The organism is Sphingomonas sp. NIC1 (assembly GCF_001638925.1).
In the GTDB taxonomy this organism is placed as follows: Bacteria; Pseudomonadota; Alphaproteobacteria; order Sphingomonadales; family Sphingomonadaceae; genus Sphingomonas; species Sphingomonas aquatilis.
Genome location: NZ_CP015521.1, coordinates 2,339,446 through 2,354,504, shown reverse-complemented (window position 1 = coordinate 2,354,504; position 15,059 = coordinate 2,339,446). Strand labels below are relative to the sequence as shown.

13 protein-coding genes are annotated in these 15,059 nt (G+C 67.6%); 8 read left to right on the top strand and 5 right to left on the bottom strand.

Annotated elements, in window-relative coordinates; translation table 11 throughout:
* Positions 1-67: 67 nt before the first annotated feature.
* Complete coding sequence (locus tag A7E77_RS11235) at positions 68-3,439, bottom strand: glycosyltransferase (RefSeq protein ID WP_063688035.1); 3,372 nt, start codon at positions 3,437-3,439, stop codon at positions 68-70.
* A gap of 211 nt (positions 3,440-3,650) precedes the next feature.
* Complete coding sequence (locus A7E77_RS11230; protein WP_063688033.1) at positions 3,651-4,628, bottom strand: quinone oxidoreductase family protein; 978 nt, start codon at positions 4,626-4,628, stop codon at positions 3,651-3,653.
* Positions 4,629-4,737: 109 nt separating this feature from the next.
* On the opposite strand from A7E77_RS11230, the gene A7E77_RS11225 reads away from it, so the two are divergent.
* Positions 4,738-6,162 (top strand): aldehyde dehydrogenase family protein, encoded by a 1,425-nt coding sequence (locus A7E77_RS11225; RefSeq protein WP_063689906.1) that lies wholly within the window; start codon positions 4,738-4,740, stop codon positions 6,160-6,162.
* Positions 6,163-6,300: 138 nt separating this feature from the next.
* On the opposite strand, the gene A7E77_RS11220 is transcribed toward A7E77_RS11225, so the two are convergent.
* On the bottom strand, positions 6,301-6,963 hold the full coding sequence (locus A7E77_RS11220) for a spermidine synthase (RefSeq protein WP_063688031.1): 663 nt from the start codon (positions 6,961-6,963) through the stop codon (positions 6,301-6,303).
* Between the two features lie 172 nt (positions 6,964-7,135).
* Here A7E77_RS11220 and A7E77_RS11215 point away from each other — a divergent pair, with 172 nt between their 5' ends.
* Complete coding sequence (locus tag A7E77_RS11215) at positions 7,136-7,486, top strand: DUF6481 family protein (protein WP_017977926.1); 351 nt, start codon at positions 7,136-7,138, stop codon at positions 7,484-7,486.
* A gap of 214 nt (positions 7,487-7,700) precedes the next feature.
* Entirely contained in the window at positions 7,701-8,726 is a 1,026-nt protein-coding gene (locus tag A7E77_RS11210; protein ID WP_063688029.1) for a hypothetical protein, read from the top strand.
* Positions 8,727-8,781: 55 nt separating this feature from the next.
* Here the strand turns inward: A7E77_RS11210 and A7E77_RS11205 are convergent, their stop codons facing one another.
* Positions 8,782-9,120 carry a DUF2794 domain-containing protein gene (locus A7E77_RS11205; protein WP_017977924.1) on the bottom strand — a complete coding sequence of 113 codons (339 nt, stop codon included), beginning with the start codon at positions 9,118-9,120 and terminating at the stop codon, positions 8,782-8,784.
* A 13-nt stretch (positions 9,121-9,133) separates the two neighbouring features.
* Entirely contained in the window at positions 9,134-9,838 is a 705-nt protein-coding gene (gene epsC / locus A7E77_RS11200; protein WP_063688027.1) for a serine O-acetyltransferase EpsC, read from the bottom strand.
* A gap of 204 nt (positions 9,839-10,042) precedes the next feature.
* Between epsC and A7E77_RS11195 the strand changes: the two genes are divergently transcribed.
* The 5 genes from A7E77_RS11195 (at position 10,043) to A7E77_RS11175 (ending at position 14,972) form a co-directional block, all read left to right on the top strand.
* Complete coding sequence (locus A7E77_RS11195) at positions 10,043-10,816, top strand: sulfite exporter TauE/SafE family protein (protein WP_043059418.1); 774 nt, start codon at positions 10,043-10,045, stop codon at positions 10,814-10,816.
* A 138-nt stretch (positions 10,817-10,954) separates the two neighbouring features.
* Entirely contained in the window at positions 10,955-11,518 is a 564-nt protein-coding gene (gene ahpC, locus A7E77_RS11190) for an alkyl hydroperoxide reductase subunit C (protein WP_063688025.1), read from the top strand.
* Positions 11,519-11,619: 101 nt separating this feature from the next.
* Complete coding sequence (gene ahpF, locus A7E77_RS11185) at positions 11,620-13,206, top strand: alkyl hydroperoxide reductase subunit F (RefSeq protein ID WP_063688024.1); 1,587 nt, start codon at positions 11,620-11,622, stop codon at positions 13,204-13,206.
* A gap of 224 nt (positions 13,207-13,430) precedes the next feature.
* Entirely contained in the window at positions 13,431-14,333 is a 903-nt protein-coding gene (locus A7E77_RS11180; protein WP_017977919.1) for a hydrogen peroxide-inducible genes activator, read from the top strand.
* Between the two features lie 24 nt (positions 14,334-14,357).
* Positions 14,358-14,972 (top strand): fasciclin domain-containing protein, encoded by a 615-nt coding sequence (locus tag A7E77_RS11175; protein ID WP_226341723.1) that lies wholly within the window; start codon positions 14,358-14,360, stop codon positions 14,970-14,972.
* The last annotated feature ends 87 nt before the right edge of the window (positions 14,973-15,059 follow it).

Here is a 15,059-nt window from a genome sequence, read left to right as displayed (position 1 = left end):
GTCCGCTTCGGCACGTGACGCGATGCAGCACACCTTCACGCGTGTTCGGAACACGGCGCGCGCTCCCTCACCCCGCCTGCACGCGGCCGGTGCGTTGCAGCTTGCCCCAGCCGACCATCGGCCCGCGCATCGCCTGCGTGATCGCCTTCAGCACGACGTAATACATGATCTGGCGATAGCCGACGCGCTGCGGGATCAGCAGCCACAACAGGCTCCACTTCTCGCGCCGTTCCAATGCGAAGGCGACCGTCGCCGCCAGCAGGTCGATCGTCGTGAACACGGCCCAGAAGGTCAGCATCGTGTAGACGTCGTGGCTCGTCTGCGCCCAACCGTGCGCCTGCACGTCGAGATAGGTGACGACGAAGCTGACGAGCAGCGCCAGGTCGATGATCGGGCTGATCGCGGCGAGCAGGATCTGGAACACGATCGCCTGCGGCAGACCGACCCAGCCGAGCCCCCGCGGGTGGCTGCTACCGATCGCCGAGCGATGCTTCCACAGGCATTGCAGCGTCCCGAATGCCCAGCGGAACCGCTGCTTGGCGAGCGCGCGGAACGTCTCGGGCGCCTCGGTCCACGCCACCGCATATTGATCGTAGCGGACGGCCCAGCCCGCGCGCTGGATCGCGATGGTGAGGTCTTGGTCCTCGGCCAGCGTATCGTGCGGATAGCCGCCGACCTGCTGGATCGCTGCCAGCCGCCACGCGCCGACCGCGCCCGGCACCACGGTGATCGCATTGAGGCGCGCGAACGCCCGCCGCTCCAGGTTCTGCGCGGTGATATACTCCAGCGCCTGCCACTTGGTGACGAGGTTCACGCGGTTGCCCACCTTGGCATTGCCCGCGACCGCGCCCAGCTTCGGATCGTCGAACCAACGGGCGAGGCGTGCAATCGTCGTCGGTTCGAACTGCGTGTCGGCGTCGAGCGCGATGACGATCTCGCCCTTCGCCTGCGCCAGCGCGGTGTTGAGCGCACGCGCCTTGCCGCCGTTTTCCAGCGTCAGCAGGCGGACGCGCGGATCGTCGCCGAACGCCTCCGCCACGACGGCAGAGGTGCGATCCTTCGACCCGTCGTCGATCACGATCACCTCGATCGCGACATCGGTGGAGGCAAGCACGCCGCGCACCGCGCGCTCGATCACGCGCTCTTCGTTATACGCCGGGATCATCACCGTCACGAAGCGCGTGGGATCGATCGCCGGGAACACCTCACGCCCCTCGCGCCGCGCCTGGATCAGCGCCAGGGCCGACAGCGCGAGCGCGCGCAGGATGCCGACGGTGATCGCGATCGCGAACATCCAGTGCAGCGCGACGACGATGAAGCCCAATGCGCTGAACAGTCCGAGGTCGACGCGCGCGGCCAGCTGGTCGCTGGCGCTGATCGGCGGCATCGACGCGTTGCGCGACAGGCCGGCGAGGGTCGAGACGGGCACGAAGTGATAGCCCATCGCCCGCAGCCGATCGATGATCACCGGCAGCGCCGCCACCGTCTCGGCACGATTGCCGCCGGCATCGTGCAGCAGGATGACGTTGCGGCTGCAATCGACGGGCGAATCGTTGGTGCAGTTGGCGGGACCATCCGTGACGCGCGCGATCGTGCGGTCGATGATCGCCTGCACGCCCGGCCGCTTCCAGTCGTCCGGATCGACGTGCAGACCGACCGAGACATAGCCACGGTTCTGCGCCTGGAGCACCGGCCCCAGTTCGTCCGCGGTGCTCGGCTCGGCATCACCGAAATAGGGCGCGCGGAACAGGCGCAGCGATCGGCCGGTGAAGGCCTGGAACAGGCGCTGGTTGGCATTCAGCTCGAACAGCACCTGCCCCGGCGACGAGGTCGCGAGATTGGGGTGGGTATAGGTGTGGCTGCCGATCTCATGGCCTTCCATGATCATCCGCTGCAACAACGGTCGCTGCGTCAGCGCATTCTCCCCGACGATGAAGAACGTGCCGGGGGCATGTTCGCGCTTCAGGACGTCGAGGATCTGCGGCGTCCACTTGGGGTCCGGTCCGTCGTCGAAGGTCAGCGCCAGCAGCTTCTTGCGATAGCCGGTACGGTCCACCTCCAGCGGCGCCGGCAGGCGATCGAAGCGCACGTCGGTGATCGCGCCGTTGGGGCCGGTGACCACGGACCGCTGGCCGGTGACGGGCGTGCCGGCCACCTTCAGGATTTCGCCCGGCCCTTCGATATCGACGTCGGTGCCCGCGGGGATCGTATCGATGACGCTGGCTGGCGGCAGCGTGCGATGATCGCGGCCGAACAGCTTCCACACGCTGGGGTCTTCGGCACCCAGGCGCCACAGCGCGATGCTGCCGATGCCCGCACGCTGCAGGAAGGTCATCTCGTTATAGGCGGACGCCGCATCGAGCAGCCAGACGACATGGCTCTCGTCGCCTTCCTTATAGGCGAAGCTGCTGTTGCCGCTGACCGGATCGAAGGTCGGGACCGTGCCCGAATCGCGTGCGGCCTGCCACGCTTCCTCGACGCTCATCGCGTCGTTACCCGCCGGCGACCAATTATAGGCGTAGGAGCCGATCGCCACGACCAGCTTCTGCGGCGGGATCCCGCGCGAAGCATTGGCGACCTGTTCGACGAACCAGTGCTGCGACGCGATCGGCCCCGGCTCGCCCGAGGTTTCATGCTCGTCATACGCCATCAGGAAGATCTTGTCGGTGACCTTGGCGTAAGCGGGCAGGTTCCATTCCGGATTGCCGACCGGCGCCGCGATCGCGACCACCCAGCCGCGCGGCGCGAAGCGGCGCTGCGCATCGGCCAGGAAGGCGCGGTAATTGGCCTGCGCACTGGCGGGCAGATTTTCGAAGTCGAAGAAGGCGCCGCCCGCGCGATTGTTCGCGAGCCAGGGAACGAGCTTGTCGAGGAAGGCCGCGCGCGCCTTCGGATCGGCCATCAGTGCGGCAGTGCCCTTGCCGTCCCAATTGCCGTTCAGCGCATTCTGGATCATCGGCAACACCACCGGGCGGTGGATCGCCTTGTTCAGGATCGTGCGGCCGGCCGTGTCGCGGAACACGGTGATCTGGTGGTTGGGGCCCGTTACCGAGACCCAGCCGGGGATTACCCAGTCGAGCTGTTCGACATGGCGGCGAAGGCTCGCGGCGCTCGACGGGTCCCAGGGCGTGTGGAAGGCGATGGCGAGCGACGGATTGCCCGATGCCGCCGGCTTACGCGCCGCGGTGCCGAACAGCTTATTCTCATAATAGGCGATGCTGCGCCGCGCGCGCCGCAACACGCCATGCGGCGCCGCCATCCGCTGGAGCGGCGGCCGTTCGACCTCCACGGGCAGCAGCGGCGCGACCGGCACCGCGCCGATCGACACCGCGAACATCGCGACCGACAGCACGAGCAACAGGACGAACGCGACGACCGCCAGCGTAAACCGCCGTTTACGCCGACCGCTGGCATCGTAGAAAACCGAATTCTGGGACATTGGCGACACTCCGGCGCCCGCCATGCCCGACGATCGATGGCACGATCAAGACGTCAGAATGACAAACCGTTCATGCAGCCGGCCCCTATTGCTTCGTCTATCCGATTGCGTGCGGCCATTACCCGGCCTTTACAGCACGATGCCCTCGAACGACTTGCGCCACCCCGACAGGGTGACTGCCCCTTTTCTCTGCGCTCCGCGATCCGGCGCCTCAAACGGTCAAAATCGTGCTGCCCCGCGTCTCGCCCGCTTCCAGCGCCCGATGCGCGTCCGCCGCGTCCTCCAGCGCGAAGGTCTGGCCGATCTCGGGACGGATCGCGCCCGATCGCAGCATCGCGTAGAGCCGCTCGATCCCCGCCTGCCGTTCGTCGGGCGTGACATAATAGTCGAACAGCGTCGGACGGGTGACGAACAGCGACCCCTTGGCCGCCAGCACGCCCAGATTGACGCCCGTCACCGGGCCACCGGCATTGCCATAGCTGACGATCAGGCCGCGCCGTGCGGTCACGGCCAGCGTCCGCTCCCAACTCGCCATGCCGACGCCGTCGAACACCACCGCGACGCCCGCGCCATCGGTCATATCCTTGACGCGCGCCACGACATCCTCGTCGCGGTGGAGCAGGACATGATCCGCGCCCGCCGCCCGCGCATGCTCCGCCTTCTCCTGCGTGCCTGCCGTACCGATCACCGTCGCGCCGATCGCCTTCAGCCAACCGGTCATCAGCTGCCCGACGCCGCCCGCCGCCGCCCACACCAGCACCGTCTGCCCCGCCTGCACGCGTGCGCAGCGGTCGACCAGCGCCTCGACCGTACAGCCCTTCAGCAGCATCGCGGCGGCGGTGCGATCGTCGACATCGTCGGGCAGCCGGAAAAGCTGCTTCGCCGCGACGTTGCGTGCGGTGGCATAGGCGCCGCGCGACGGCCCGAACGTGCCGACCCGATCGCCCACCGACAGGCGGTCGACGCCCTCACCCACCGCCTCCACCACACCCGCCGCCTCGCTGCCGAGCCCCGCCGGCAGATCGACCGGATAGACGCCGCTGCGATGATAGGTGTCGATATAGTTCAGGCCGACCGCATGATGGCGCATCCGCACCTCACCCGGCCCGGGCGGCGGCAGGTCGACGTCGACCCATTCGATCACCTCCGGCCCGCCGGTGCGGGTGATGCGTGCGACGCGTTCGCTCATATGCCGTCCGTCCTTCTCGTGCCCCGCCCCAACCCGCGATACGCGTTTCGGGTTGCAACCGATCCCGGCGCATCGCACTATCGATGCAAATCCGATGGAGAGCGATGCGATGACTGATCCCCTCACCTTCTACATCGACGGCGCTTGGGTGGCGAGCGAGGGTGGCCGCCCCTATGACGTCATCGATCCGTCGACCGAACAGGCAGTGACGACGATCACGCTCGGTACGCAGGCCGATGTCGACAAGGCGGTCGCCGCCGCGACCCGCGCGTTCGAGACATTCTCGCAGACCACGCCGGAGGAACGCGCCGATCTGCTCGACCGCGTGATCGAGGTGTACAAGAGCCGCATCCCCGATCTCGCCAAGGCGGTCAGCCAGGAAATGGGCGCGCCGGTCGGCTTCGCTCAGGCGGCACAGGCGCCCGCGGGCCTCGGTTACCTGATGGGCACGGTGAAGGCCTTGCGCGAATTCACCTTCTCCGAACAGGTCGGCAAGGCGCGCGTGGTCCACGAACCGATCGGCGTCGTCGCGATGATCACGCCGTGGAACTGGCCGCTCAACCAGATTTGCGCCAAGGTCGCGCCCGCGCTTGCTGCCGGCAATACGATGATTCTCAAGCCGTCCGAGGAAGCGCCAAGCTGCGCGATGATCCTCGCCGAAATCCTGCACGAAGCGGGCGTACCCGCGGGTGTCTTCAACCTCGTCAACGGCGACGGTCCCACGGTCGGCGCCGCGCTGTCGACTCACCCCGGCATCGACATGGTCAGCTTTACCGGATCGACCCGCGCCGGCATTGCGGTGGCACAGGCTGCGGCGGCGACCGTCAAGCGCGTGCATCAGGAACTGGGCGGCAAGGCCCCCAATCTGGTGCTGGAGGGCGCAGACCTCGCCAGCGTATTGCCGCCGACGCTGCAGGGTGTGCTCGCCAATTCGGGGCAAAGCTGCATCGCGCCCACCCGCCTGCTCGTCCACGACAGCCAGGCGGAGGAAGCGGCACAGGTCGCCAAGGCGATCTTCGAATCCGTGCCCGTCGGCGACCCCGCCGAGATGGGCGCCCACATCGGCCCGGTGGTCAACAAGGCGCAGTTCGACAAGATCCAGGCGCTGATCCAGTCGGCGATCGACGAGGGCGCGACGCTTGTCACCGGCGGCCCCGGTCGTCCCGATGGTCGCAACGCCGGCTATTACGTCCGCCCGACCGTCTTTGCCGACGTGACGCCCGACATGCGCATCGCGCGCGAGGAAACCTTCGGCCCGGTCGCGACGATCACGCGCTACACGGACAGCGACGAGGCCGTGCGCCTCGCCAATGCCACCGAATATGGCCTGTCGGCGGCGATCTCCGGCGATCCGGCGGAAGCGGCCAAGGTGGCGCCGCGCTTGCGCGCCGGCCTCGTCACGATCAACGGCTGGAGCGGCCCGGTCGGCACGCCGTTCGGCGGCTTCAAGCAATCGGGCAACGGCCGCGAGGGCGGCAAATACGGCATCGCCGACTTCATGGAGCTGAAGACGATCGTCGGCGAGCCGGCGTAGGAGACGCACGGACGCGTCATCATTCCCGAGGTCGCGACCCTCACCCTTCCGGCGCTTCGCGCCTCCCTCCCTCTCCCATCGGGAGAGGGAAGGGGCCCGCCCGGCGCAGCCGGGTGGGAAGGGTGAGGGCGCCGAGCCCTACCGCTTCCGCGCGAACCAGATCGTGTGCATCGCGCCCTTGCCGTTGCTGCGCGCGCGGACGCTCACTTCGTCCACCTCGAACCCGGCGTCGCGCAGCCGTTTGGTGAACGCCGCGTCCTTCCCCGCAGACCACACCGCCAATATGCCCCCCGGTGCCAGCGCCACACGCGCCGCCGCCAGCCCGCGGTTCGAATAGAGCCGGTTGTTCTCGGCCCGCACCAGCCCGTCGGGGCCGTTGTCGACGTCGAGCAGGATCGCATCATACGTCCCCGCCCCGATCGCGTCGGCGACATCGCCCATCCGCACCGTCACGCGGGGATCATCCAATCCGCCCGCGGTCAGGTCCGCCATCGGCCCACGCGCCCAGGCGATAATCTCCGGCACCAGCTCGGCCACGGTCACACGCGCATCCCGCCCCAATGCCGCCAAGGCCGCGCGCAACGTAAATCCCATGCCGTATCCGCCGATCAGCAGATGCGGGGTGCGGGACGCCAGCCGCTCGATCGTCATGACGGCGAGCGCCTCTTCCGACCCGCTCATCCGGCTGTTCATCAGCTCGTTGCGTTCCAGCACGATCATGAAATCGCCGCCGCGGCGGAACAGGCGCAGCGGCTCGCCGCCCGGCACCTCGGCGGTTCCCAATAACTCGCGCGGGGTCATCGATCGCGTCCTTCGTTGCGGCGAAAGGCGCCGCCCTACACGCTCGCCCGCCGCACCGCGAGCCGGTTCGATACGCAGCGTTTTGGAGAATGCGACGTTTTGCTGTAACGGCACGCCGCCGAGGTCGCATCATCGACCCGTCAGTCCGACAATAAGGAATACCGTTCACCACATGGCCGCCTACAAACCCCAGACGTTCCAGGAGCGCGCCGCGCTGTCCGCCAAGGCCAAGGAGGCCGCACTCGAAAAGCTGCGCAACCGTCCGCAGGTCGACGAAGCGGTTCTCGCCGAGCGTATCGCCGCCGCCGAAGCCAAGGAAGCTGCGCGCGCCAAGGCGAGCGCCGAAAAGAAGGCCGCCCGCGAACAGGCGATCGCCGAGAAGAAGGCCGCGGCCGAAGCCGCGCGCATCGCTGCCGAGGAAGCGGCCGCCAAGGCCAAGCCCCGCATCCCGACCGAAGCGGAGATGAAGGCTGCCCGCGACGCCCGCTACGCCGCCCGCAAGGCCCGCGTCGGCAAGCGCTGATCCCGCGTGAGTGACGGCGCGGCCCATCACCGCTCAGGCGAGTCGCCCGTCACACCCACCGGAACCCCACCGTCATTGCGTCCCGTAGGTCGCGGTGACGGAGCGAGGAACTCCCTCGTCCGCTAAGCGCCCAAACACCCAAGACATTAGTGTGTTGAACAAATAATACACTACTGATAGCCTCCCCCGATCGGCAACTTGGGGAAGGATCGCCATGTATAGCGAAAGCGACATCGATGGCGCGGTGGCGGCGGGGGCGATCTCCGCCGACGCCGCGGCGGCGCTGCGCGCGCACATCGCCGCGGCGCACGCAGCACCGGCGGTGGACGAAGAGCATTTCCGTCTGCTCACCGGCTTCAACGATATCTTCGTCTCGATCGCGATCGTGCTGCTGCTCGTCGCGGTGGGGCAGATCGGCACCTCGCTTGCCCGTCCGTTCGGTGGCGTGTTCGTCGCGGGCACGGCATGGGTGCTCGCGGAATATTTCACCGCCAAACGTCGGATGGCGCTGCCCAGCATCCTGCTGTTGATCGCCTTCGTCGGCGGTGTCGCTGGCGGGCTGTTCGAGGGCGTGCAGGCCATCGCGCCGAACCTCAGCGATCGTGCGGGGGCGCTGGCGATCGCGGGCATCGGCCTGGCCACCGCCGGCGCAGCGTGGCTGCACTGGCGCCGCTTCATGGTGCCGATCACGGTCGCCGCCGGGGCGGCCGCATTGGTCGCCACTGCGATCGGCCTGATCCTCGCCGCCATCCCCGATGTGAAGGATGCGGTCTGGCCACTGCTGCTGGTCGGCGGCCTTGGCGTCTTTGCCGCAGCGATGCGCTGGGACATGAGCGATACCGAACGCAAGACGCGTCGGTCGGATGTCGCCTTCTGGCTTCACCTCGCCGCTGCACCGATGATCGCGCATTCGATCTTCCAGATGCTGGGCGTGTTCCGCGGCGATATCGGCGCAGGCATGGCGGTGGTGGTGCTGGCGCTCTACGTCTGCTTCGCCGCCATCGCGCTGGCGGTCGACCGGCGCGCGCTCCTGGTGTCGGGCCTCGCCTATGTGCTGGCCGCGCTCTACGCGCTGTTCCGCAACGCCGGCGCCATCGAACTGGGCGCGGCGCTCACCGCCTTCGTCATCGGATCGGCGCTGCTATGCCTGTCGGCATTCTGGCAGCCGATGCGCCGCGCCGTCGTGACCGCCCTGTCGCAATCGCTCCGCCGCCGGCTGCCACCGGTACAATACGCTTGAGGAGGCCGGGGGAGGCGCCGCCTTCCCCATCATCCTCTGATCGGAGCAGCCGCCGTCAGTCCACCAGCTTCATCAACCGCCGCTCGATCGGCGCCAGTACCGGGCCGAGCTCCTGACCGCGCTTCAGGACCATGCCCTGCTCGCCGATCAGCGCCCACATGCCCTGCCGCGCACGCAGCGCAGGGCGTTTCTCGATACGGAATTCGGGACGTTCGGCGGTCCGGCGAAAGGCGGCGAAGACAGCGGCATCCTTGCCCAGCTCCATCGCATAGTCTTTCCAATGCCCCGCCGCGACCATGCGGCCGTACAGGTCGAGAATGCGGTTCAGCTCGACGCGTTCGAACCCGACCTGCCCCGGCTCGCGTCCCAGCGGAAACGGCGTGACGATCCCCATCAGGCCCCGCCCATCACGCTCTGTCACGCTCCGCCTGCGGCACGGCGTCGTCCGCTCGTTCGGCGAGCAGCGCGTCCAACCGCTTGCGCATCGATTCCAACTCGCAGCGCATCATCTCGATCTTCTGCGTCGCCGGATCGAACATCTCGCTGCACGGCGTGCCATAGGGCACGAAGCGCGACGGCGTTTCGGCCGCACCGCCCTCCACCATCGTCGGCCGCGCCGGGATGCCGACCATCACCGCACCGGCCGGCACGTCGCGCGTCACCACTGCATTGGCCCCGACACGCGCGCGCGGACCGACCAGGATGGGTCCCAGCACCTGCGCGCCCGATCCGATGATCACGCCATCGGCGAGCGTCGGGTGGCGCTTGCCCGCGACGCCATTGTCGGGGCTGGTCCCGCCCAGCGTCACGCACTGATAGATGGTGACGTCGTCGCCGATCTCCGCCGTCTCGCCGATCACGACGAAACCATGGTCGATGAAGAAGTTTCGACCGATCGTCGCGCCCGGATGGATATCGATCGCGGTCCACGCCCGCGCGAAGTGATTGACGGCCCGCGCCAGGAAGAACAGCCGCCGCCGATACAAAGCATGCGCGACACGGTGCAGGCCCAGCGCCCAGACGCCCGGATACAGCAGGATCTCGGCACGCGAATGCGGGGCCGGATCACGCGCCCGGATCGAATCGAGATAGGCGGCCAGCCGTCCGAACATCCGTTACTTCCCCTTGCCCTTCCGGCTCGTCATCCGCTGCATGTAACGCTTCGGCGGCGTAATTTCCATGGTTCCGCCGCAGAGCCGTCGGCAGAGACCCCGCGGCTTGGGGGCGGCAAAGCCCAGCTTTGTTGTCGGAATTGGCCACAGCGGGCACGATGCGACCAATGCGTCTTTGCCGGGCGCCGGGAGTTACCGCCTGCGATGCCTGATTTTCTGACTGCGATCGACTGGTCCCAGGTGCTGCCGTTCATCGCGATCGGCTTTGCGGCGCAGGTCATCGACGGTGCGCTCGGCATGGCGTTCGGCGTCATCAACTCGACCCTGTTGGTGACGGTGATGGGTGTGCCGCCCGCGGTCGCCTCCGCCAGCGTCCATGCGGTCGAAACCTTCACCACCGCCGCGTCGGGCGTCAGCCATGTCGTACACCGCAATGTCGATTGGAAGCTGTTCCGCCGGCTCGTCATCCCCGGCATGATCGGCGCGGTGGCGGGTGCAAAATTGCTCAGCACGATCGACGCCTCGGTCGCCAAGCCGTTCGTCATGGCCTATCTCGCGTGCATCGGCCTGTATCTGCTGTTCCGCGCGGTCGGTGGCGAGATCAAGCCGCGCAAACCCCGCGTCGTCGCGCCGCTCGGCTTGGTCGGCGGCTTCCTGGATGCCGCGGGCGGCGGCGGCTGGGGTCCGGTCGTCACCTCCAACCTGCTGATTCAGGGCGCGACGCCGCGCCACACGATCGGCACGGTCAACACGGCGGAGTTTTTCCTCACCGCCACCGCCTCGGTCACCTTTTTCTCCGTGCTAGGCTGGTCCGCCTTCACTTTGCACACGCTTGGCATCCTCATCGGGGGTATCGTCGCGGCGCCGTTCGGCGGCATTCTCGCCAAGCGCGTCCCCACCCGCCACCTGATGGCGCTGGTCGGCGTGTTGCTGACCCTCACCAGCGCCTGGTCAATTTATTCCGCACTTGCAAAGTGATACACTCGCGCTTGCGGTAGAAAGATGCCAGCGCCCTCGTACTAATCGATCACATCGATCATGCGGCGCAAACAGATCAATTTTGCATTGCAGCATGATCGCCTATATCGGCTCCACACCATTCAACGGAGACGACCCATGGCCCTCATCGGCAGCAAGCTGAAGCCCTTCACCACGCAAGCCTATAAGGAAGGCAAGTTCGTGTCGGTCAGCGACACCGACGTGCTCGGCAAGTGGGCGGTGTTCTTCTTCTATCCGGCCGACTTCACGTTCGTCTGCCCGACCGAGCTGGAAGACCTCGCCGACGTATATCCCACGCTCCAGAAGATGGGCGTCGAGGTGTACAGCGTGTCGACCGACACCCACTTCAGCCACAAGGCGTGGCATGACAGCTCGCCCGCGATCGGCAAGATCAACTATTACATGCTGGGCGACCAGAACCACGCGATCAGCAACAACTTCGAGATCCTGCGCGAAGGCCAGGGCCTGGCCGATCGCGGCACGTTCGTGATCGATCCCGACGGCGTGATCCAGCTGATCGAAGTGACGTCGGAAGGCGTCGGCCGCAACGCCGCCGAACTGCTGCGCAAGATCAAGGCCGCGCAGTATATCGCCGCGCATCCGGGCGAAGTCTGCCCGGCGAAGTGGGAAGAGGGTGAAGAAACGCTCGCCCCCAGCCTGGACCTCGTCGGCAAGATCTAAGCCGGCTGCCCCCGGGGCCACGGCACGCGCGGCCCGGGGCGGACCATCCGCCTCGGGCCGTTCGCTTTTTTACGTAGACCCATTCCTTTCGGGAGCCTCCCATGCTCGACTCCAATCTGACGCAGCAGCTCAAAGCCTATCTGGTCCACGTCCGCTTCCCCGTGGAGCTGGTCGCGAGCCTGGGGCAGGACGCCAAGTCGCAGCAGATGCGCGAGCTGCTCGACGAGATCGCCGCGCTGTCGGACAAGGTCAGCGTCACCACTAGCGATGACGACCGCACGCCCAGCTTCCTGATCCGCCGCGCCGGCACGGACATCGGCGTCCGCTTCGCCGGCCTGCCGATGGGCCACGAATTCACCTCGCTCGTGCTCGCGCTGCTCCAGGTCGGCGGCCACCCGTCGAAGGCGGCGCAGGACCTGATCGAGCAGGTCGTGGCGCTCGACGGCGACTATCATTTCGAAACCTATTTCTCGCTGTCCTGCGCCAATTGCCCCGACGTCGTGCAAGCGCTGAACCTGATGGCGGTCCTCAACCCGCGCGTGACGCACACCGCGATCGATGGCGCGCTGTTCCAGGACGAGGTCGCCAGCCGCAAGGTGATGGCGGTGCCGACCGTATTCCTGAACGGCGAACCCTTCGGCCAGGGCCGGATGGAACTGGAACAGATCGTCGCCAAGCTCGACACCGGCGCCTCCGCGCGCGCGGCCGAAAAAATCGGAGCCAAGGACGCGTTCGACGTCCTCGTCGTCGGTGGCGGCCCCGCTGGTGCCGCCGCGGCGATCTATACCGCGCGCAAGGGCATCCGCACCGGCATCGCGGCGGAACGCTTCGGCGGGCAGGTGCTCGACACGATGGGAATCGAAAATTTCATCTCGGTGCCGCATACCGAAGGTCCGAAGCTCGCCGCCGAGCTGGAACGCCATGTGCGCGACTATGACGTCGACATCATGAACCTGCAGCGCGCGGAAAAGCTGGTGCCGGCGGGCGCCGACGGCCTGCACGAAGTCGTGCTGGAAAACGGCGCGTCGCTCAAGGCGCGCACCGTCATCCTGTCGACCGGCGCGCGCTGGCGCACGATGAACGTGCCGGGCGAGGCGGAATACCGCAACAAGGGTGTCGCCTATTGCCCGCATTGCGACGGCCCGCTCTTCAAGCGCAAGCGCGTCGCGGTGATCGGCGGCGGCAACTCGGGCGTCGAAGCGGCGATCGACCTCGCCGGCATCGTCGCGCACGTCACGCTGATCGAATATGACAGCGAATTGCGCGCCGACGCGGTGTTGCAGCGCAAGCTGCGCAGCCTCGCCAACGTCACCGTCCTTACCTCTGCGCTGACCACGGAAGTCCATGGCGACGGCGACAAGGTCGTCGCTCTGTCCTACCGCGATCGGAATAACGAGGCGGTGCATCGGGTCGATCTCGCCGGTATCTTCGTACAGATCGGCCTCGTCCCCAATACCGAGTGGCTGGCGGGAGCCGTCGCGCTGTCGCCGCACGGCGAGATCGAAATCGACCACCGCGGCCACACTTCGCAGCCCGGCATCTTCGCGGCCGGCGACGTGACGACCGTGCCGTACAAGCAGATCGTGATCGCGATGGGCGAAGGGTCGAAGGCGGCGCTGTCGGCCTTCGATCACCTGATCCGCATGCCGGTGGAAGAAACGCGCGACTGGGAAGAAGCGGCGGAGTAATCCCCCAGGCGAAATGATCGCCCAGTAAAACCCGGCACCCCGGACTCGTTCCGGGGTCCACCGGGCGGCGAGGGAGTGGCAAGAGGCTCCAGCCCTCCCCCCGCGGCTCCGTGGACCCCGGAACGAGTCCGGGGTGACGAGTTTTGCCTGGCATCCGCCACGCCAGCCAACCCGCCAGACTTAGGACTGGCATCCCCCTGCCCCACCCCCTATCTCGCCGGGCCATGGCGGCGACCTACCTCCCCACGCTGAAACAGCTGCAATATCTCGTCGCGCTGAAGGACCATGGCCATTTCGGCCGCGCGGCAGAGGCGTGCTTCGTCACCCAGTCGACGCTGTCGGCGGGCCTGCGCGAACTCGAAACGCTGATCGGTGTCACCCTCGTCGAACGCACCCGCCGTGTCGTGCGCTTCACGCCGCTGGGTGACCGGATCGCGGACAAGGCACGCCGTGTGCTGCGCGAGGCGGAGGAATTGGGGGACATCGCGCGCGCTGCCGGCCGGCCGCTGTCGGGCGAGATGCGGATGAGCGTGATCCCGACGATCGCGCCGTTCATGCTCCCCCACATCCTGCCCCGCCTGCGCCGCGACTATCCCGACCTCAAGCTGTTCCTGCGCGAAGAGCCTTCGGGCGCCGCATGCGAAGGCTTGCATAACGGCCGCACCGATTGCGTGCTGCTCGCTTTGCCCTTCGCGTGCGGCGACGTCGCCAGCCAGCCTTTGTTCGACGATCGGTTGTTCGTCGCCTATCAGCCGCAGGACATGCCGTCGGACCCGCCCGCCGTGCCCGCCGCGCTGATCGACGAGACGCGGCTGCTGCTGCTCGAGGACGGGCATTGCCTGAAGGACCATGCGCTCTCGGCCTGCAACCGCCCGGAATTGCGCGCGGAAGCGACGATGCTCGGCACCTCGCTGCACACGATCGTCCAGATGGTCGACAACGGCCTGGGCATGACGATGCTGCCCGAAATGGCGCTGAAGGCGGGCATCCTCGATCACACCAATATCGTCGCCAAACCGCTGGACGCCGACAATGCGGTGCGGCGTATCGCATTGGTCTGGCGCCGCGCGTCGCCACGCGAAAAGGATTTCCAGTTGCTTGCCGAGGCGCTGGCCGAAGCCCGGTAAGGGCCGAGAAACACAGGAGTGCGCGTGACCCGACCCTACGCCCGATCGATCCGCCGGCTCGGCCCGTCCGTCCTGTTCGCCAGCCTTGCCGGCTGCGTGCCGCCGGCCACCGCGCCGGTGGTCACGCCACCGCCCGTCGTATCCGCGCCGGCACCGGTGGCGGTCGATCCCAGCCGGATGGAGTCGGAAGCGACGATCGCCCAGTCGGTCGCGACGACGCCCGGCCTCACCACACTCGCGCGGGAGCTGCGCGTCGCCGAACTCGATCCGCTTCTGGCGGGCAACGGCCCCTACACGCTGTTCGCGCCGACCGACATGGCCTTCACCCGCCTGGCGCCCGGCATCGCAGGCGATCTGCTCGCGCCGGAGAACCGGCCGACGCTGGTCGCGCTCCTGCGCTACCATATCGTCCCCGGCACCATGACCACCGAGCAGCTGGAGGCGCGCATTGCAGCAGGCGGCGGCCGCGCGACGCTGACGACGCTCGGCGGCCAGCCGCTGACCGCGACGATGACCGGCGACGTCATCACGCTGACCAGCGCCAGCGGCAATCGCAGCTATGTCGAGGCGGCGGATGTTGCTCAGGCGAACGGCGTGATCCACGTCGTCAACGGCGTGCTGGTGCCGCGGCTGCCGTAAATCTCCGGCGCCCACCCACTCCGTCATTCCCGCGAAGGCGGGAATCCAGACGCGCTACCGCCACGGCTCAGGTCGAAACGTCGGAGC